Origin of the sequence: Peribacillus cavernae, from assembly GCF_003989135.1 — a bacterium.
Classification (GTDB): domain Bacteria; phylum Bacillota; class Bacilli; order Bacillales; family DSM-1321; genus Peribacillus; species Peribacillus cavernae.
Genome location: NZ_RYZZ01000013.1, coordinates 19,810 through 39,849, shown reverse-complemented (window position 1 = coordinate 39,849; position 20,040 = coordinate 19,810). Strand labels below are relative to the sequence as shown.

Below are 20,040 nucleotides of genomic sequence, written 5' to 3'. Positions count from 1 at the left end.
CGTCGGCAGCGTCAGATGTGTATAAGAGACAGCCGACAAGCATAAGACGAGCAGCTGTATGGGGAGCGATTTTCTCCCCATCAGATGATTGGCTTATGACCTCGAGGGGCTAGGCGCTGGAGCTGGATGCAGATAACCTAGATTAAATTATCCTTAACAATAAAAAAAACAGGGACAGTCACTCTTGTGACTGTCCCTGTTGTCAACTTAAGGAACACGCTTGATTGAAAATCATGATAAATAGGTGGTACTGCCCCATCTAGGCGGGGTGTTTTTGTCCCAATAAATCTTTCCGAGCTCGTAATGGCTGAGAAACTGGTCATGATGTGTATGGTAATGAAAATTAAACCAATAGCCTTCCTGGGGCGGATTTTCCTGCCTTACATGGAAACGGATGATGTCCTCATTTGTTTGTTCATTGTAAATATGAAAAATCTTTTCTCCGCGGCCTGCCGCCGGTTTTTCCGAAACAGCCAACTGCATCAGTTTCTCCTCGGGAAATTGCAAGGTAATATGGTCAATTGCTTCTTCCATTTTCGGCAAAATAATTCCCTTGAATTCATCTTGAATTTTCGGACCGATTTTGCCGCCAAATTTTACATATGAATTTCTCTCAGCGTGCACCAGCATTTCCCGGACAAACATTTCCCTATCAATCGGCTCATGGATATAGGATGGCGATTCCCTATCCAGACGTTCAAAGTTATGCTGTGAGCCGGCTTCATGAATCGAATCCTTTTTCGAATTCTTATCATTCTCCGCCTGGCCTAACCAATGTAAATCAGCAGGAGAGATTAACCCGAACGTTAAGATGGAGACTAAAACAACCAGACTTTTCCTAAGCCACTTCGCAGTTTTCATTGCAAAAAACCCCTCGCGATAAAGTGAAACTTCCATTTACATTTTTATAATTCTAGTATACAAGCCTTTTAACTGTATTACGAATTTTTATTTGTGAAATGTTTCAAAAAAACGAAAAAGGGATAAAAAACAATAAGTTGCAAATATAGAGCAAGTATTTTTAACCCTTCATTCCGGAACTCCACCGTTAAATCTGTTTTTCAGATGAATGAGAATAAATAACAGGAAGCAATACTAAGATGTAACAAACCTTAATCAAAGGGAGGAACGGTCATGGAGTGGTCAATTGCAATCGTTATTTCAAGTATGCTAATGTTACTATATTTCATCTATCTTTCCATTACTGATTGATATGGAGACGTCAATTTTTAATTCCTTGTCATTTGCTTGACAAGGTTTTCTTTCGTCTAACTATTGACACTCCCATAAATATTCTTATACTTTGTCTACCGGTACACACTTCGAGGAGGTTTTTTAGCATGGCTGACGATAACAAAGAATATCTTGGACGTACAAATCATCGCGATTATGCGAGAGAAACAGCAACAGGCAACGCCGGGATGGTCGTTACGGCCCATCCTATCGCAACGGATATTGGCAGGAAAATTCTCAAGGATGGCGGCAATGCAGTGGATGCAGCCATTGCGATCCAATTTGCCTTGAATATTGCCGAGCCAATGATGACTGGCATCGGCGGCAGCGGATTTATGATGATATACGATAAAGATAGCGATAAAATAAAAATATTCGACGGCCATGTCCGGGCGCCAGAGGCGGCACATCCTGAAATGTTCCTTGATAATAACAAAGAGGTCATCCCATTCAAAAAGCGCTCAACACATGCGTCGGCTGTAGGCGTTCCTGGTATATTAAAAGCGATGGATGAAGCCCGCAAGGCTTACGGGACCAAACCGCTGGCCGAGCTAATCGAACCTTCGATTGAGTTCGCTGAAAAGGGAGTTTCCGCTAATTGGGTCTTGTCCGAGGCCCTGGAGAATTTCCATTATCGTTTAGGAGATGAAGCACAAAGCATCTTTATCCCAAATGGAAGAAGAATACAAGAAGGGGAAATCTTTAAGAAGGAGAACCTTGCACATACCTATCGTATCTTACAGAAGGAAGGAATAGCCGCCTTTTATGAAGGAGAAATCGGTGAAGGAATAGTCAAGGCAATTACCGATCTCGGCGGATTCATGAAGCTCACCGATCTAGCCAACTATAGGATTACAGTGGACGAGCCTGTCTGGGGAAGCTATAAAGACTTTAAAATTGCTTCATCCTATGCACCAAGTGCAGGTGGCTTTGCCTTGATCCAACTCATGAAGATTCTTGAAGGATTTCATCTTGAACAGTACGACGTAAGGTCATGGGAAAAGTATTACTTAATCTCCGAAGCAATGCGTATGGTCTTTACTGATAAAAAAGCTTTCTTTGCAGACCCTGAATTTGCCGATCTTCCTTTGAAGGGACTTCTTCACGAAGACTATCTCGCAGGTCGGAGAAAATTAATTGATTTTAAAACAAGGAACCCGAAAATCGATTTTGGCAACCCGTGGAAGTATGACACAGTAAAACCATGGGAGGTTATCCGCCAGCCAGAAGATCCGGAATTAAGTGAAACAACTCATTTCACCGTGCAAGATAGATGGGGAAATATCGTTGCCTGCACATCGACGGTTGAACACCCATTCGGTTCCGGCATCATGGTGCCTGAATATGGGTTTATGCTGAATAATGAACTTACTGATTTTGATTCGGTTCCGGGCGGCATGAACCAAGTTGAGCCGGAGAAACGCCCTGTCAGCTTTAAAAGCCCAACTATTATTTTCAAAAATGATTTGCCGGTGCTGACACTCGGCTCACCGGGAGGGCCGACAATCCTCAGCTCTGTTTCACAAACGATTATCAATGTCATAGATTACAATATGAACTTGAAAGATGCCATCGAAGAACCGCGGATTTTCACGCCGATGGGACCTCACATCGAATGGGAGAAGGGCATGGATATGCAGAGCAAAGGCCATCTTGAATCAATGGGCTTTGCCTTCAATGATGTCCCCCACATAATCGGAAACGTCCAGGGCATCCAAATCGATCCCGATAATGGCACATTATTTGGTGCAGCCGACTCCAGCCGTGAAGGCAAAGCAACAGGATTAAATGAAGAAGATTACGACAACTAAGATTGAAACCGGCAGTCCCTTTGATAGGGCCTGCCGGTTTATTATTAGACATCTATATAGCCAAAATGGAACTTTGAAGTTTTACGGACAATCACCCGAAAGTCAAATTTCGTAAACCGGCGGCTTCTAAAGTGATCTTTAAGGACAACTCTCCGTCCTGCCACCCGCTTTGCCTCTTCGATTATTTCCTCCGACAAATCATGGCCGGACGCAAAGTGCGTCAATGAGCGAAGCCCGTCCGATTCCGTAATGCTTTTTTCAAACATCGGATCAAAATAGACAACGTCAAAGTTTGCATCACTACATGACTTTAACACGTCAAGATGATTGGACGGCCTCACTTTAACTCTTCTTAACGCATGATCAATGATTTCGTTGCCTGACTGCCATTCCTCAAGCCCTCTTTTTACTACATACGAGAGCAGCGGACTTTCTTCTATCCCTTCTACTGTCCCATATTCTCCTGCAACAAAGCTTGCGACGATAGCATCTGCGCCCAATCCAAGCGTGCAATCCAGTACAGAAGATCCAGTTTCGATTCCAGCAGTGAAAATATATGGGTCTTCTTCTCCTTTAAGCAGCCTTTTGATTCTCAGCATGGCTACGTTTGGATGGAAGAAAAAAGGTTCGTTGTGATTCATTTTATATAAATCAAGTCTCTGTCTTCCAACTACCAAACAATCCCCGCTGTATATCTTTTGCATTTCCGCAACAGAACGCTTAAAGCGTGGGATGAACGGTACATGCAAATCCCCGGCTGCCTTCCTGGCCTGGGCTATCAATTCAGAATCTGTCCGTCCGGCAGTGGTTACAAACATAAATTAAGTCTCCCTTATCATTGAAAAGGAGAATGCCCTTAGACACTCCCCTAATGTTTCTCTTATGATTGTTGTTCAAATGCAGACAAAAGATTTTCCATGACCGCTTCCATCGCATGGTCTTCAATATCATGGCGCGGGATGAAATGGACGACTTCTTTTCCTCGTAACAGGGCCATCGAAGGTGAGGAAGGCTCGACCCCTTTAAAATACTCACGCATTTTTGCCGTTGCTTCTTTATCCTGTCCGGCAAAGACCGTTACAAGGTGATCAGGTTTTTTTTCAGAACGGAGAACTGCCTGAGTAGCTGCCGGTCGGGCAAGCCCCGCGGCACATCCGCAAACGGAATTTACAACGACCAACGTCGTTCCCTCAGCACTTTCCATATACGTTTCCACTTCTTCTTCTGTGAGCAGTTCGTTAAAACCCGCCTGGACAAGCTCCTGGCGCATCGGTATTACCATTTGTCTCATATATTCTTCATATGCCATTGACATAAAAATTACCTCCTATTATTCATTTCTTGTCTGGTGATAGCATACTATATTCTTTAATTAATGTGCAATGAACGCGCTTTGGAATTCGATTCTAAGGAATAATAAACCCGGCCGGAAAATAGGTTTCCGGCCGGGTAATATGGGTTACTTAGAACGGAGCTTCGTTTCCTCTTCTTTAAACCAATCAGTCACTGCGCCTCTGGATGCAGATGAGACCAGCCTTGCATATTTAGCCAATGTTCCTCTTGCAATTAAAGGAGGCGCCTGCCAATCCAGCTTGCGTGCTTCAAACTCCTCTTCCGATAGATCAACGGAAAGTAATTGTGCTTCGGTATTGATTGTTACGATATCACCGGTTTTAATCAGTCCAATCGGACCTCCTGCCTGTGCTTCTGGTGCAATATGCCCGATTACCAGGCCATGCGTGCCTCCTGAAAAGCGTCCATCCGTAAGCAGGGCAACGGATTCGCCGAGGCCCTTACCAACAAGAATTCCTGAGATAGAAAGCATTTCAGGCATTCCTGGTCCGCCTTTTGGACCTTCATAGCGGATGACCAAAACATCGCCTGCCTGAATTTCATCTTTTAGAATGGCTTCGGTTGCGCTTGGTTCATCATCAAAAACCTTTGCCGTGCCAGTCATCTCTTTCACTTTTAATCCAGAAACTTTTGCAACCGCTCCTTCTGGTGCAAGGTTGCCTTTCAGGATAACCAGCGGTCCCTCTTCCCTTAATGGTGTTTCAAGCGGGAAGATCACTTTTTGCCCGTCTGTGAGATCAGGCCATTCTTCCAAGTTTTCAGCAAGCGTTTTTCCGGTGACAGTCATACAGTCGCCATGAAGCAGGCCGCCTTTTAATAATAATCGCATCACGGCAGGAACACCGCCAACATTGTACAAGTCCTGCATGACGTATTTTCCGCTTGGTTTAAGATCAGCGATATGAGGCACTTTCTTTTGCAGGCGATTAAAGTCATCAAGCGATAAATCCACCTCAGCGGAGTGGGCAATCGCCATTAAGTGCAGGATGGCATTTGTCGACCCGCCCAGTGCCATGACAACGGTAATCGCATTTTCAAATGCTTCCTTCGTTAGAATATCACGTGGATAGATGTCTTTTTCAAGCAGATTATAAACAGCCTGTCCCGCACGGAAGCTATCGTCATGCTTTTCATCTGTTTCCGCAGGATGTGAGGAACTTCCCGGAAGGCTCATTCCCATCGCTTCAATCGCGCTTGCCATCGTATTTGCGGTGTACATTCCGCCGCATGATCCGGCACCTGGACATACATGGCATTCTATTTGGTGGAGTTCCTCCCTGTCAATCGCTGCTGCATTGTACTGGCCTACCCCTTCAAACGCAGATACGATATCAACATCCTTCCCATTCAGGTTACCAGGCTTTATCGTACCGCCATAGACAAAAACGGAAGGCAGATTCATCCGGGCAATCGCCATCATACAGCCGGGCATGTTCTTATCACAGCCGCCGATAGCCACAAACCCATCAAGGCTTTCCCCGCCAACGACCGTTTCAATCGAATCAGCGATTAAATCACGGCTCGGAAGAGAGTAACGCATGCCTTCAGTGCCCATTGAAATCCCGTCTGAGACAGTTATGGTATTGAAGATCATCGGTGCGCCCCCGGCTTCTCTTGCACCGGATTTCGCTTTTCTTGCCAATTCATCGATATGTATGTTGCACGGGGTAACCTCGCTCCATGTACTAGCAATGCCGATCATCGGTTTTTTAAAATCTTCATCGGTAAACCCAACTGCACGGAGCATCGCCCGGTTAGGAACCCTTGTTTCTCCCTCGCTTATAACCTTGCTGCGTATTCTTAAATCTTTCGCCATTGCATTTTTACCTCCTCTTGTTTTTATATCAATATAGAAAACTTTTAAGATAATTTCAACAACTTTCTCAACATTTTTAAAATATTCTGTTTTGAAGACGGTTTCATGGACTTTATGTAAAAAAAATGGCTTTCGGACCGGGTGCATTGTTTTCCGATCCAAAAGCCATTGATCAGCCTTTTAATCCTAGGTTTGTCTCGATTCGGTCATCTGCTTCCAGACAGAACCCTTTGCTTCTTCGCCGGTCTCGATCCGTTCTATCGCCATCTTTGCCTGCATCGCAACTTCAAACTCAGGGTCATTTTCAGCATTCTTTAATGCGGGCAGTACCCTTTCAGCCCCGGATTCATATAAAAACATTGCGGCTCTCCACCTGACAATTTTATTTTTATCAGAAAGTGTCTTCGCCATTTCGTCCATCGCTTCTTCAAAGCCAAGATCGGATAAACAGTCTCCCGCTGTGCGCCTGACGGCAGGATTTTTATCATTCAGCCCTTTATAAAGCGCAGGCAGGACCTGCTTATCTTCGATCATACCCAAATAGACAACAGCCAGCCTTCTGATCGATTGCTTACTGTCATCAAGGGCCCGGTCAAGCAGCGGTATATCTTCTACTGTCGGGTCATCCATTTGTTCGAGAGCCTGATACCGTTTCTTCCAATCTTCCTCGGCAAATACTTCTTCCGTAAGTTTCCGCTTGTTCCGCTTGATAACTGCGCCCTTTTTTCCATCGTCATTTTGTGCCGCTGATACCAGCATATTCAATCTTTCCTCTGGGTAGGCAGCAATCAGCTCTTCTGACACTTCCGCGCCAATGGCATCCATGTCGCCGTACCGGACACCGTAATCCTTCCATTTTCGAAGCAGGACAACATTGTCTTCAGGCGCTTGAGCGTCTGCCATTGTTTTTACGAAATAATCCGGAAGGGCAAACCGTTTTTCTGTGGTGCCATCATTCAGCTTGATTTGCATAGGAATTCCTTTAAATTGCTGAATTAATACAGATACCTCGCCGTAATGGTCGAGCATCGTATTCTCGCCCTGTTCTTTGCCGGTATCCTCGCCAAAGCACTGGCGGACCTTAATCAGGATTTCCTTCCAGTCAAATTTAGGGTTTCTCTCTACTGCAAGGAAATCGGCTACATGATAAACCCCTTTCACCCCATCTACTTGCAAGATTGCTTTAACGACGGCTGGGGCTGCTTCAGCCTGGTCTTTTTTGTAGTTATTGCTTTTTCCAGAAGAAAGCTCCTCCGTTAAATTTATTTTCATTGTATTAGGGCTCGGTGTTGGTTCAATTGATTTTATATCCAAAAGTGTTCTCTCCTTTTTCCATAAAGGACTTTAGTTCCGATTTTATCATAGTGTCCAGCTAATATCATGTTTCCCGATTATCTGTATAAAATCGGCTCCAGGAGGATATTATCAAAAAGCTCTCGGAATAGCATTTGGATTGAAGCAAATTTTTTAATTTTTTCATCACCTCACCGGGCCGTTTTTATAGTTGTTAATTTTCTGATCCATGGGTATAATAAAAATATAGAGAATAAAAAAGGCACTGGCAGTGAACCAGTACCTTCCTTGCACAGCAAACTGCATAAAGAGCAGTGGCTTTAGTAGATGTTGATAAGCTACAAAAAAGTAACCTATTTCCTTACTACATCGGCCAAGACATTGGTAAGGGGGGTTACTTTTTTTGTGTAACCGCGATTACTGCGACGATAAGTGAAGCGAAAGAGATCATAATCACTAATGCGTCGGTTATTGTAATCACCAGCAGCACCCCCTTTCTGATCGGGGATAACCACTGCCCGCTATACCGAATTGCTATGCATCCCTATTATACCAATATTACCAGCTTATTGCAGTTTTAATTTATCTTTGTATAACAGCAATCCCCTTATTCTTCGATTTTTTCCGCCAGATACTCCCACCGTTCTATCATATATTCCAGCTTTTCGTTCAGTTCATCCTCTTCGTCAGAAAGCGCCTTTATTTTCCCGTAGTCGCTGCCCGCAGCTGCCATTTCCTTTGAGATGACATTAATCCTTTCTTCCACTTCCTCCATCTTGTCTTCTATTTCTTCCCATTCCTTCGCTTCTTTATAAGTAAGCTTTTTCTTTTTCTTTTTGTTCTCCTCTGCCGGCTTAGTGATTTCCGCAGACTGCTTCACGATTGTAGCGGCTTCATACGCTTTCGATTCCTCAAGGAATTCGGAAAAAAGCCCATAATAAAAATTGATTTTTCCTTCACCCTTGAAAACCAACAGCTGCTTGCACGTCTTATCGAGGAAATAACGGTCATGGGAAACGGTGATGACTACCCCGGCGAAGGTTTCCAAATAATCCTCTAGCACGGTGAGTGTCTGGGTATCAAGGTCATTGGTCGGCTCGTCCAAAAGCAGAACATTCGGGGCTGACATCAGGATTTTCAATAAATATAGACGTCTCTTTTCACCGCCTGAAAGCTTTCGGATCGGCGTCCCGTGCGTATTCATCGGGAACAGAAAGCGCTCAAGCATCTGTGCAGCTGTAATGTAAGTGCCATCCTTAAGCGCTATCGATTCTGCCGTTTCCCGGATATATTCGATCATTCGCAGGCTTTCATCCATATCCTCATTTTCCTGAGTGTAATATTCCAGCTTAACGGTCTGTCCTGTTTCAATTTCACCCTCATCTATCGTCTGCCTTCCCGACAAGATATTTAACAGGGTTGACTTCCCGGTCCCGTTGCTGCCGACAACACCAATTCGGTCACCCGGCTTGAACAAAAAAGAAAATCCCTCCAATATCTGCTGATTTCCAAACGATTTTGAAATTCCCTTCAGTTCAAGCACCTTTTTTCCTAGCCTCGAACCGCTTAATTCAATTTCCAGGCTTTCCGAATAACTTTTATTCTTTAGATCTCCTTCCAACGTTTCAAACCGCTGGATTCTCGCTTTTTGTTTTGTCGAGCGGGCTTTGGCGCCAGTCCTAATCCAGGCAAGTTCCTTTTTAAACAAGCTTTCCTGCTTGGAACGCTGGAGGGATTCATTTTCTTCCCGAATTGCTTTGCTTTCAAGAAAATCTGTGTAGCTCCCCCGGAATTCGTATAAATTCCCCTGTGCGAGCTCCCAAACTTTGCTGGAAATACGATCAAGAAAATAGCGGTCATGAGTTACGAATAAAACAGATTGCTGATACTTGGCAAGGTAATCCTCCAGCCAGGTAATGCTGTCGTAATCCAAATGGTTCGTAGGCTCGTCAAGAATCAGCAAATCCGGGTTTTCAATCAGCGTCTTTGCCAGAGCCGCCCTTTTCTTTTGACCTCCAGACATTTCTGAAAGCTTTCTGGAGAAATCGTAAAGCCCCAGTTTGGTCAGGATTGTTTTGGCGTTGGCATTTGTGTCCCAAGCATTGGTTTCATCCATAGACTGCTGAAGCTTCAGCAGGTGCTCCTGTGTGTTTGAATCTTCAGGGTTGTCCTGAAGCAGGAGCAGCGTTTTTTCATAATCCTTTATCAAGGAAAAGGTCGGGGTGTCGCCTGCAAACAAATATTCCAGCACCGTCAGCCTTTCATCAAAGACCGGGGCCTGAGATAAATAAGAAATTGTATAGTCTTTTGGATGATCTACTGTCCCTCCATCGCTTTCTTCCACGCCGGCAATGATGTTCAGCAACGTTGACTTTCCGGTACCGTTGACGCCAATAATTCCAATCTTGTCACCTTCCGTAATTGAAAAAGATACATCCTTAAAGACCAATTTTTCGCCCTGCATTTTTTCCAAATGATCTATACTGAAAACTTTCATCATGTAACATCCCATTCTTTATGAAATTGCTGTAAGTAATTTTGATTCATATAAATCTCCTTCAGTTATTTCTTTACTATTTTATCATGAGTTTGCTTATTGAAAAGAATATCCTGTTATTTCGATACCAACCAGCCATATTCCTAGCTTTTGCTAGTTAAAAGCCCAATCCTTTTTTGTCTCCACCTCATACCATATTGGAAAAGACTAAGGAGTTTTTGCCAATGGAAATACCCGTGACCGGGTTCATGTATCATTCAGATGATTCAGATCCTATGCATTCCCACCATCTTTATATAACTTCATGGGATGGGAGGCCTGTCCATGTTCACGAATTTAAAGGAGTTACCTCTTACGATGTAGGACATAGACATAGATATGCGGGAACTACTGAACCGGCTCCAAGTGGAGTACAGCATACCCATAAGTATTTTACTTTTACTTCCTTTGATGATGGGCACAAACATCAGATCCGCGGTGTAACTGGTCCTGCTATTCCCCTTCCAAGCGGTGGCCATTATCACGAATTTAGTGGGGTTACCAATGTCGATGGAGATACTCCTCATAGACACGGATATAGTGGAAGAACCAGTCTTTAACTTTTTACGATACTCATCTATTAGCTTATTATCCGGATAAACTCCCTTTGTTGCATTTGAACTTGTCTCTAGAAAATGAAACATAAAAAATGCATGTAATTGACTTACATGCATTTTTTATGGATGTAAAAACTAATGCAACTGAGAAGATCGTTTTGAAGTTATTGAGAGCTATTGAGTTGTTGAATCATTTTGTGCACGATTCGAAAGATCATTTAAAATGGAGAGGAACTTATTCGCTTCGCGTGTAACATGATCAGCGAGGACAGGATTGATCAAACTCAATACCCTGCACTGTTGAATCAGATCACGTGCATCTTGCTTAAAGTTGCGAAGATCGGTAGTAGCCCTTTGAGCATCTTCGGTAAAGCGCGTCAGTACATTAAAAAATGACGGCTCTGTTTGTTTTACCATTGATTCTAGATCCCGCGCCTGTGCCAATAGTTGATCGAATTCATCTGAAAACGTACTTGCAACAGTAACTAACTTTCGTTCCGAGGGGTCAAGTAATGAAGCAATAAACTTGCTGTGATCAGCCATGATACGAAGCCAAAAAACATTTTCATCCACAATACGATCGGCAAGGGGTTCACGTCTTCCCTTATTAAGGCCCTTCAATGTCTCAACAAAATAGCCAGCTTCACGGGCAATGTGATCAATTAAAAGCGGGAAGTTAAATCCTGCAATTTTACACTGGATTATTAGTAACAGAACTTTTGATTTAAATTCCCGGAAACTTCGTGCGAGTATAATAGTCTGTTCATTAAATTTTCTTACCACATCTGAATCCCGGCGCAGCGTTGCCAATTCAGCCAATTGCTTATCAAATACAACAAAAAATTGATCCGCCTCTCGAATCAACTTTTTATCATTTCTGTCAAATCCCTGTGACATAAACAATGCGTGTTCTTTCATAATTCGCAACCAGAAGAGATTCTCATTAATTGACTCTGTAACAAAATCCACTTCTGCCAATTGACTCACCACAAATTCCCCCTTTTTCTTATACATTTTAGATTTTTGAAAGCACTTTTCTTTTCTTAAGTATATGTAAAGAGAAAGGTGCCAGAGTGTTACCTACCATTATCTTATTAAACTGGATACGTATATATCACATCATTTTTCTGCTTGGTAAAATTTAATTCCTTTATAGCCTAGAGATTGATTATTACCTGTATTGAACTATTATCGTTTTGTTATCGTTCTTAGCCTTTTTTCACTTTAATAAATGGGCTCAATCTAAAAATGGAAATCCTGTAACAGCATGTAGACGTGAACATACGATGAAATGAGACATCATCCGATTTGAAAGGAGTAAATTGTTCATGAAACAGTCATTCCCTTTTTTTTGCTATACATTTAATCGTAGCTGCCCGGAACCTGATATAAATATTAATATAACAGACCTTATAGACAGTCCTCCAGAAATTACTGAACTTGAGAATGCACTTGAAAAAAGGCTGCGTATGGAACTGGAACGCCTGGGAGGAATTAAACCTCTTCGGGAAATACGTAAAACTAAAAAAAGACCTTCAATCGAATCCAGGATTTTAAGATTTAAGTAGTTATCCAGTTAGTCAAGTTCTCACAATAAGACTCCACGTTAAAATACCCGATATCCAGTAGGAAATCGGGTATGTTTAGATTATGTTTTTAATGGTATAGATAATCCATTCTATAAAATGGAATAAAGTTGTACGACAACGAGGGGCTTCTAGCCATGACTGCTAAAGAAGCGCTTTAATATCACTTGCAATTTCAAGAGGCTTTGTCCGCGGTGCATAGCGATTTACCACATTTCCTTTCTGGTCAATCAAAAATTTGGTAAAGTTCCACTTTATTGCTTTCGAACCCATTACACCCGGGGCATTTTCCGTAAGATATTTAAAAAGGGGATGGGCATCCCTACCCTTCACATCTATTTTTGCAAATAATGGGAAGGTCACTCCATAGTTCAGACGGCAAAATGAGTCAATTTCCAGTTCATCCCCCGGTTCCTGGCCAAGAAACTGATTGCAGGGAAACCCCAGTACTGAAAACCCTTGATCTTGATAGGTTTCATAAAGGCGTTGGAGTTCCTCGTATTGAGGGGTAAAGCCGCATTTGCTTGCAGTGTTGACGATTAAGAGCACATTGCCTTTAAACTGATTGATAGATGTCTCTTCATCATTTATCTTTTTAACCTCAAACTCATAAACAGACATACATTATTTCACTTCCGATCCTATTATTTGCAGTTTTATTTGCTGCAGCTCTTTTACTTCCTGTTATTTTGAAGATTCTCCAGGACCGACAGCGAGTCTACCATGTAATCTACCATGGTCAATAGATCGTCCATTTGCTCTTCTTTTACAAGCCTGTCAAATGAGACGGAAGCAATGGCGTATGAAGCATGGCTGACGGCCGCATTCGTGTATTGGACAGTACTGCTTACCTTGATGATTCTTTTTTTACCCCAAATGGCTTCAAGCGAACCAATTAAATGATCAGCTTGCTTTTGATCAACTTGAAATGGTACAGAGAAAGCAACGGTTAACGTACAGCCCGCTTTCGTATCATTTTCCTGTGCATTCCCAAGGAGCTCAGAGGTAAGGTTCTCTATATCAGCCTCTAAGAAAAGGCTCGCTTTAACGGATCGGTTTTCAGGAAGTGTGATTTCAATTTCGTATTGTCTTGACAGGGCCGAAAGATTTACGATGTCTTTCCTGTTTGTGACAGAAACTTCCCCGTAAAATTCCTTATCGTAAATCGCCCCTTCCAATACTACTTTCATATTTTCGAAAGCGGTCGGGTCGAACATTAAAAAAGCCCAATCGCTTTTCCGGAATCATCGACATCCATATTCATCGCAGCCGGCTTTTTCGGGAGGCCCGGCATCGTCATGATATCTCCGGTCAGTACGACAATGAAACCAGCGCCGATCGAAGGTTTTAAAGATCGGACCTTTATCGTGAAATCTTCAGGACGTCCGAGTTTCGATGGATCATCCGAAAGGGAATACTGCGTCTTTGCCATGCAGACAGGCAACTGCGACCAGCCTTCTTTCTCAAATTGAAGCAGCTGTTTTTTAGCCTCTGAACTGAACTCCACATTTGATGCTCCATATACTTTTTGGGCAACCGTCATAATTTTTTGTTCCACTGGGTCGGATAGGCTGTATAACGTCTGGAAGGTCTTTGTGTTATTTGCGATCTCCTCCAGAAGCTTTTCCGCTAGTCCAATTCCGCCATTTCCACCCTTTTCCCATACTTCTGTCAACGCAAAAGGGATGCCCTCCTCATTACATAGCTTTTCAAACAAAGCGATTTCGAGGCTGCTGTCGGCACTGAATCGATTTAAAGCTACCACAAAAGGCAGTCCGAACTCATTGATCGTCTCGATGTGCTTCCGTAGATTTTCAAAGCCGTTTTGCAGTGCGGCTAAATCCTCTTTAACGAGCTCTTCTTTATGTAGACCGCCATGCATCTTCAAAGCGCGAATCGTCGCCACAATTACAACTGCTTCCGGTTTAATGCCTGCACTTCTTGTTTTAATATGCAAAAATTTCTCTGCACCGAGGTCGGCTCCAAATCCGGATTCGGTGACGACATAATCGGCAAGCTTTAAAGCAGCCTTTGTTGCGATCACACTATTGCAGCCATGGGCAATGTTCGCAAATGGTCCGCCGTGGATAAGAGCAGGGGTATGCTCGATCGTTTGGACCAGGTTTGGCTTTACAGCATCCCTTAGAAGCAGTGTCAATGCCCCCTCTGCCCCTAAATCCCCAACAGTCACCGGTTTTTGCTGGTAATCATAAGCAATCACCATTCTTGCCAGACGTACTTTTAAATCTGCGATGTCTTCAGCAAGGCACAGAATTGCCATAATTTCCGAAGCAACGGTAATATCGAACCCATCCTCCCTTGGAATGCCATTGGAAGGACCTCCGAGACCGACGACTACCTGTCTGAGGGCACGATCGTTCATATCAAGGACCCGTTTCCAGGTGATTTTTCTGGGGTCGATGCTTAGTTCATTTCCCTGTTGCAGATGGTTGTCAATCATCGCGGCTAACGCATTATTCGCCGTCGTAATCGCATGGATATCACCGGTAAAATGCAAATTGATTTCATCCATCGGCAGCACCTGGGAATAACCCCCGCCAGTCGCTCCGCCTTTTAATCCCATAACCGGGCCAAGCGATGGCTCGCGCATGGCAATCATCGCCTTCTTGCCGATTTTATTCAAGGCATCCCCGAGACCGACAGTTACGGTAGACTTTCCTTCACCAGCCTTTGTCGGGTTTATCGAGGTAACCAGAATCAGTTTTCCGTCTTTTTTTATTTTTAGTTTCTCAAGCATTTCAAAAGAGAGCTTTGCCTTATAATTACCGTAAAGCTCAATGCCGTCTTCACCAATCCCGATAGCCTCGGCGATTTCTTTGATGTTTTTCATTTCGGAACTGAGAGCGATTTCGATATCGCTTTTGAATATTGCATTTGAATTCATCGACTATGTCTCCGCCTCTCGCTTAAGCTATTAATATTTTATCACGTTGTTACGATTATAAAAGGAAATAACGAATTTTTTCAAAAAGGATGCGGCAGCTTGCCAATTTATATATAATGGACATAATGTAATTTTGAATTTTCGAAAAAGGAGGCCCATACATGCCGATTAAAATACCAAGACAGCTGCCCGCAAAAGAAATATTAGAGAGTGAGAACATCTTTGTAATGGATGAAGAACGGGCCATCAGCCAAGATATCCGTCCTTTAAATATTATTATCTTGAATTTAATGCCGGAAAAGGAAAAAACAGAGGCCCAGGTCCTCCGTTTTCTAGGAAACACGCCGCTTCAGGTGAATATTTCGTTTATGCGGTTAACCTCCCATGTTTCAAAAAATACGAGCAGGCTCCATCTCGACCAGTTTTATAAAACGTTTGCCGATGTGAAGAGTAAAAAATTCGACGGCATGGTCATCACCGGGGCACCAGTTGAAAAGCTGGCATTCGAAGCAGTCGACTACTGGGATGAGCTAAAGGAAATCATGGATTGGACAAGTGAAAACGTAACATCGACTTTGCACTTATGCTGGGGTGCCCAGGCTGCACTATTTCACCATTACGGCATTGGCAAACACGAGCTTCCGCAAAAATGCTTCGGCATTTTCGAACATGACGTGCAGCTGCCTAATATGAAGCTTGTCAGAGGTTTTGACGAAACCTTCTTGGCCCCGCATTCAAGACATACAGGCGTTGATATTGAAGAGCTTGAAAACCATCGCGAACTAATGGTTGTTTCAAAATCTTCCCAGGCAGGCATTTTTCTCATATCTTCAAGGGATGGAAAAAAAATCATGATTACCGGACATCCTGAATATGATGTGGATACTCTTTCCGTGGAATACCATCGTGATCTGCAAAAAGGAGCAAAGATCGATATCCCTAAAAATTATTTTCCTGACAACGACCCGAAAAAAAATCCTGTCTACCGCTGGAAAAGCCACGCCAGTCTATTGTTTTCTAATTGGCTGAATTATTATGTTTATCAGGAAACGCCATATGAATGGGATTAACCCAGGTTACCTGATTATATATAACAAAGTCCCTGTCGATAGAATTGACAGGGACTTTGTTAGTTACGAACAGCGATTCTCAGCTTTGAGCGGCCAGGTATACTTCCTCAAACGGCTGAACGACCACAAACCCGTTTCCATCAAATTTCATCTGTACCGATTCGCCGCTGCCTCTGCCAAAGAAGGTCTTCAATGAGACATCTGTTACAAATTCAGGCTGCAAATTACCAGACCAGGCTACAGTCGCATTTGGATCCGTGTAAACAGGATTGCCCGGTTCCACAAGAAGGGTTAGCGGTTCATAATGGGAGGTGAATGCAACCATACCAGATCCCTCCAGCTTAACATTAAATAAACCTCCTGAAAGAAGACCTGCTACTTTACGCATTAACTTAATGTCCCAATTAATGCTCGTTTCAAAGGCGAGCAAGTCGTTGCCATTAATCGAAATGGATTCTTCCTTTAAGTGCAGGATTGAGATTTTTTTACCTTGATCGGCAACATATAATTTCCCTTTTCCTGATGCCTTCATCAAAGCGGTGCCTTCACCAGAAAGCGCTTTTTTGAAAAGCTTGCCGAGTCCATGTTCGAGGATTCCTTCTCTTTCGAATTTGATATTGCCGCGATAGGAGATCATCGTTCCCATCTTGGCCCAAATATTATCTTCAAGATTTATTTCCAGAATCCGTGGCGTTTCGAGCTCGAACAGGCCCTGCCCTTTATCTTGCTGTTTGGTTTCGGCTATAAACTGGCTGATTTCGTATTTAGTCATTTTCCCCTCCTCGCGTTTCTTTTTTGAGAATAAACAGCCACATAAATGAAACAGCCTGCTGCAATTCCTTCGAGAGATAAGCTAATCTAACAAAATCGACGCCTCGCTTTTCCACGCCGGCATCAGCCACCAGTTTCCAGCCGTTTTCTGTTGCCAGCTGAGCAAACTCCCAGGGCTGCATCGAATTCATGATCACTTTTTCCCCATACAATCTTCGGTAGCTGTTATTTAATCTCGGTGCAGCGGTCGGGGCTAAAATCCCGAAGCAGGCGTATCCTCCCGGCTTTACAATCCGTCTTATTTCGTGTAAGGCAAGAAGCGGAGATTCCGTCCATTCTATCGAATTGATTGCCATTATCGCGTCAAACTGCCCATCTGAAAAAGGCAGTTTCACTAGATCTCCGCGGATGAAGGACAGCTGCTCATGAACCGCCGCTTTTTGATTGGCTGTTTCAATCATTTCACTAGAGATATCGAGACCGACAACTTGATAACCGCTTCTGGCAAGCAGCAGCGAACCATAGCCATCACCGCATCCGAGATCACTTACCTTTCCCCCAGCGGGAATATGTTCAACAAAAAAGGGAATAACTTTCTTTCGGCTTCCGTTATCCCACATATCACGCGAATTCTTTGCCCATTGCGAAGCGTAGGAATCCCACTTCTTCTCAGCATCTTCGTGCCAGCGATGTACGCTCATTGCAACACCCCAATTCCTCGAATTTTCTTTTCTACGTATCTATCATAATTTAGTTTCAGTTGACACTCCCATCCCTAAGGGGGTGCTATCGCACCGTAATGGGCTTTCTCGTTTGGGAAGATCTGTAAGTACGGAAAGATTTCAGCAGGTAAAACAGCGAGTATAAAAAATAAGCCAGGTTCCGAAGGCTTATTCTTCATCTTCATTCTGTTTCCGGCTTGCCTTGAGTTCTTCTACCGTGTGCGGGAACTGCTCGAAGTACTGCACCAGGTCCCCAATCCTGTCGATGGCGTCCCAGCTTAAATGATGTTCGATTCCTTCTACATCGTGATAAATATTTTCTTCCTTCACTCCGATTAACCTAAGCAGCTGCTCCAGCAATTCATGGCGGTAAACGAGACGCTTGCCCACCTTTTTCCCATCAGGCGTCAACACAAGTCCACGGTACTTTTCATAAATTAAATATTTCTCTTGATCAAGCTTTTGTACCATTTTGGTGACGGAGGATGGATGTACAGACAGGTTTTCCGCGATATCGGAAACACGTGCATACCCTTTTTCTTCTATTAATAAATATATTTGTTCTATGTAATCCTCCATACTAGGTGTAGGCATCACGTATCCTCCATTTCAAACCCATATCATTAAAATTTTACTATATAATACGCTTTGAAACAAGAAACACATTAAAAACCCGTTCGTAAAAGTGCACTTCTACGAACGGGGCATTTTTTTATTCTTCATCTAACAAACCATTTTCCACAAGCCAATCATGCGCAACAACGGAGACACTGTTTCTTTCAATATCTACCTTATAGTTTAATTCCCGCATAACGTCACTGTCTAATTTCTCTGCCAACCGTTCAGTGATCTCTTCAATTTCCGGGTACTTTTCGTACACTTCTTGATTGATAGAGACAGCCGCACGGTATGGAGGGAAGAATTGATTGTCATCTTCCAGAATGACTAAGTCGTAATTTTTGATCGTTGCATCTGTTTCAAAAGCGACAGAAACATCCACCTGTCCATCGTTAAGCGCCCGCTGTGTTAAGCCGAGATCCATTTGTTTGATTTGATTAGCACCAAACTCAAAGTCATATGTTTCCTCTACCCCGGGCAATCCGTCAGGACGATTGGCAAATTCAGCGTCAGACGCCATTGTTAAGGCTTGTGGATGATCGTTCACATAGGCGGCTAAGTCGCTAATGGACCGGATTCCAAGTTCTTTTGACTTGGCCCTATCCATAACAAGCGCATAGGTGTTGTTAACTTCAGACATGTTCATCCAGTGAATATTGCGCTCGGCATCAATTGCTTTCACTTTTTGAAAGGCTTCTTCCGGATCAATTATCGGTTCTTCTTCCATATAAGTGACAAGTGCAGTTCCAGTATACTCCCACATCATATCTACTTGTTCATTTTCCAGGGCTGTACGAACGACCGTACTCCCTAGATTGTTCATTTGTTTAACATTAAACCCTTCCTCTGTCAGCAAGAAGCCTGTCATCTCAGATAGCAGGTACTGCTCTGTAAAATTCTTTCCACCTATCGTTATTTGCTTGCCTCCAACACCGATTAAGGAACAGGAGGTCAAGACGATGACGATTAAAATAAGAGGAAAAAGTTTGAGTGAATTTTTCACTAACCCGATACCTCCTTACATCTTTAACTATGTTTCAACAGATCTTCTCGATCCCTTTGGTACAACAATATTCTCCAGCCTGCGGAGTAAAAAGTCAGCAAGTACAGCCATTAAGGTAACGGGGACAGCACCCGAGATTAAATACCCATTGTCGAATAGTTGAATGCCTGTAAATATCCAGACCCCTAAACCGCCGCCTCCGATGACATAGGCAAGGGCCGCTGTTCCTATATTTAAAACGACAGCCGTACGTACGCCAGCTAATATTGAATAGGCCGCATTTGGCAGTTCAATACGAAATAAAATCTGTGATGGCTTCATCCCCATCCCTTTTGCAGCATCAACCATATTGGGATCAATAGAATTAATGCCTGCTACTGTATTACGAAAGATGGGAAGGATCGAATATATAAATAATGCAAAAACGGCCGTTTTGAATCCGATGCCAAGAATACTCATCATGAGAGCAAGAACAGCCAGGCTCGGTATGGATTGCCCAAAATTGACGATCATAGAAACGAACCATTCAGCTTTCCTGAATCTTGGCCTAGTGATCAGGATGCCTGCTGGCAAAGCGATGGCAACCGCTATCAAGGAGGAAACAAGCACGATCTCTATATGCTGTCTCAGCAAAACAAGAAACGTGCTGGACTGACTAAAAATATAATTGAAATACTGATTTTGAATCGCCCAGATGAAAAAAAAGATTACGAGCGCATAAATCATAAACCTTACACTGTAGCCGATAAACTTCTTCGTATTCACG

General features: G+C 43.2%; 20 protein-coding genes. 4 read left to right on the top strand and 16 right to left on the bottom strand.

Annotation, left to right across the window (positions count from 1 at the left end):
- Positions 1-231: 231 nt before the first annotated feature.
- Entirely contained in the window at positions 232-861 is a 630-nt protein-coding gene (locus ELQ35_RS10985; protein ID WP_126864890.1) for a YpjP family protein, read from the bottom strand.
- A gap of 479 nt (positions 862-1,340) precedes the next feature.
- On the opposite strand from ELQ35_RS10985, the gene ggt reads away from it, so the two are divergent.
- Entirely contained in the window at positions 1,341-3,044 is a 1,704-nt protein-coding gene (gene ggt / locus ELQ35_RS10980) for a gamma-glutamyltransferase (RefSeq protein WP_126864889.1), read from the top strand.
- Positions 3,045-3,088: 44 nt separating this feature from the next.
- Here ggt and ELQ35_RS10975 read toward each other — a convergent pair whose 3' ends face one another.
- The 6 genes from ELQ35_RS10975 to ELQ35_RS10955 all read right to left on the bottom strand — a co-directional run bounded on the left by ELQ35_RS10975 (position 3,089) and on the right by ELQ35_RS10955 (position 10,003).
- Positions 3,089-3,862: a class I SAM-dependent methyltransferase gene (locus ELQ35_RS10975; protein ID WP_126864888.1), complete on the bottom strand. Its 774-nt coding sequence runs from the start codon at positions 3,860-3,862 to the stop codon at positions 3,089-3,091.
- A gap of 62 nt (positions 3,863-3,924) precedes the next feature.
- A complete protein-coding gene (locus tag ELQ35_RS10970; RefSeq protein WP_126864887.1) occupies positions 3,925-4,359 on the bottom strand; it encodes a BrxA/BrxB family bacilliredoxin in 435 nt (144 codons plus the stop codon).
- Positions 4,360-4,503: 144 nt separating this feature from the next.
- Positions 4,504-6,213, bottom strand: a complete 1,710-nt coding sequence (ilvD, locus tag ELQ35_RS10965) for a dihydroxy-acid dehydratase (RefSeq protein WP_126864886.1) — start codon at positions 6,211-6,213, stop codon at positions 4,504-4,506.
- A gap of 186 nt (positions 6,214-6,399) precedes the next feature.
- Complete coding sequence (locus ELQ35_RS10960) at positions 6,400-7,527, bottom strand: conserved virulence factor C family protein (RefSeq protein WP_126864885.1); 1,128 nt, start codon at positions 7,525-7,527, stop codon at positions 6,400-6,402.
- 373 nt (positions 7,528-7,900) lie between these two features.
- Positions 7,901-7,987 (bottom strand): putative holin-like toxin, encoded by an 87-nt coding sequence (locus ELQ35_RS22825; RefSeq protein ID WP_221884962.1) that lies wholly within the window; start codon positions 7,985-7,987, stop codon positions 7,901-7,903.
- 126 nt (positions 7,988-8,113) lie between these two features.
- Positions 8,114-10,003, bottom strand: coding sequence for an ABC-F family ATP-binding cassette domain-containing protein (locus ELQ35_RS10955; protein ID WP_126864884.1), 1,890 nt, complete (start codon positions 10,001-10,003; stop codon positions 8,114-8,116).
- A 224-nt stretch (positions 10,004-10,227) separates the two neighbouring features.
- Between ELQ35_RS10955 and ELQ35_RS10950 the strand changes: the two genes are divergently transcribed.
- The gene (locus tag ELQ35_RS10950; protein WP_126864883.1) at positions 10,228-10,602 is read left to right on the top strand and encodes a YmaF family protein; all 375 of its coding nucleotides are present in this window, start codon (positions 10,228-10,230) and stop codon (positions 10,600-10,602) included.
- A 171-nt stretch (positions 10,603-10,773) separates the two neighbouring features.
- Here ELQ35_RS10950 and ELQ35_RS10945 read toward each other — a convergent pair whose 3' ends face one another.
- The gene (locus tag ELQ35_RS10945) at positions 10,774-11,586 is read right to left on the bottom strand and encodes a DUF2935 domain-containing protein (RefSeq protein WP_185861732.1); all 813 of its coding nucleotides are present in this window, start codon (positions 11,584-11,586) and stop codon (positions 10,774-10,776) included.
- Positions 11,587-11,927: 341 nt separating this feature from the next.
- Between ELQ35_RS10945 and ELQ35_RS10940 the strand changes: the two genes are divergently transcribed.
- The gene (locus tag ELQ35_RS10940) at positions 11,928-12,167 is read left to right on the top strand and encodes a hypothetical protein (protein WP_126864881.1); all 240 of its coding nucleotides are present in this window, start codon (positions 11,928-11,930) and stop codon (positions 12,165-12,167) included.
- A gap of 162 nt (positions 12,168-12,329) precedes the next feature.
- Here ELQ35_RS10940 and ELQ35_RS10935 read toward each other — a convergent pair whose 3' ends face one another.
- From ELQ35_RS10935 to ELQ35_RS10925, 3 genes are read right to left on the bottom strand one after another with little or no spacing between them, the layout of a single operon-like run.
- On the bottom strand, positions 12,330-12,806 hold the full coding sequence (locus tag ELQ35_RS10935) for a glutathione peroxidase (RefSeq protein WP_126864880.1): 477 nt from the start codon (positions 12,804-12,806) through the stop codon (positions 12,330-12,332).
- Positions 12,807-12,859: 53 nt separating this feature from the next.
- The gene (locus ELQ35_RS10930) at positions 12,860-13,402 is read right to left on the bottom strand and encodes a hypothetical protein (protein WP_126864879.1); all 543 of its coding nucleotides are present in this window, start codon (positions 13,400-13,402) and stop codon (positions 12,860-12,862) included.
- Positions 13,402-15,090 (bottom strand): formate--tetrahydrofolate ligase, encoded by a 1,689-nt coding sequence (locus tag ELQ35_RS10925; RefSeq protein WP_126864878.1) that lies wholly within the window; start codon positions 15,088-15,090, stop codon positions 13,402-13,404. The genes ELQ35_RS10930 and ELQ35_RS10925 overlap by 1 nt, the downstream gene beginning before the upstream one ends.
- A 161-nt stretch (positions 15,091-15,251) precedes the next feature.
- On the opposite strand from ELQ35_RS10925, the gene metA reads away from it, so the two are divergent.
- Positions 15,252-16,160: a homoserine O-acetyltransferase MetA gene (gene metA, locus ELQ35_RS10920; protein ID WP_126864877.1), complete on the top strand. Its 909-nt coding sequence runs from the start codon at positions 15,252-15,254 to the stop codon at positions 16,158-16,160.
- 79 nt (positions 16,161-16,239) lie between these two features.
- On the opposite strand, the gene ELQ35_RS10915 is transcribed toward metA, so the two are convergent.
- From ELQ35_RS10915 to ELQ35_RS10895, 5 genes are all read right to left on the bottom strand, one after another.
- Positions 16,240-16,932, bottom strand: a complete 693-nt coding sequence (locus ELQ35_RS10915; protein WP_126864876.1) for an AIM24 family protein — start codon at positions 16,930-16,932, stop codon at positions 16,240-16,242.
- Positions 16,925-17,632, bottom strand: a complete 708-nt coding sequence (locus ELQ35_RS10910) for a class I SAM-dependent methyltransferase (protein ID WP_126864875.1) — start codon at positions 17,630-17,632, stop codon at positions 16,925-16,927. The genes ELQ35_RS10915 and ELQ35_RS10910 overlap by 8 nt, the downstream gene beginning before the upstream one ends.
- Positions 17,633-17,821: 189 nt before the next feature.
- Entirely contained in the window at positions 17,822-18,247 is a 426-nt protein-coding gene (gene mntR, locus ELQ35_RS10905) for a transcriptional regulator MntR (RefSeq protein WP_126864874.1), read from the bottom strand.
- 118 nt (positions 18,248-18,365) lie between these two features.
- Positions 18,366-19,274, bottom strand: a complete 909-nt coding sequence (locus ELQ35_RS10900; protein ID WP_246026042.1) for a glycine betaine ABC transporter substrate-binding protein — start codon at positions 19,272-19,274, stop codon at positions 18,366-18,368.
- A gap of 27 nt (positions 19,275-19,301) precedes the next feature.
- Complete coding sequence (locus ELQ35_RS10895; RefSeq protein WP_126864872.1) at positions 19,302-20,039, bottom strand: ABC transporter permease; 738 nt, start codon at positions 20,037-20,039, stop codon at positions 19,302-19,304.
- Position 20,040 lies beyond the last annotated feature (1 nt).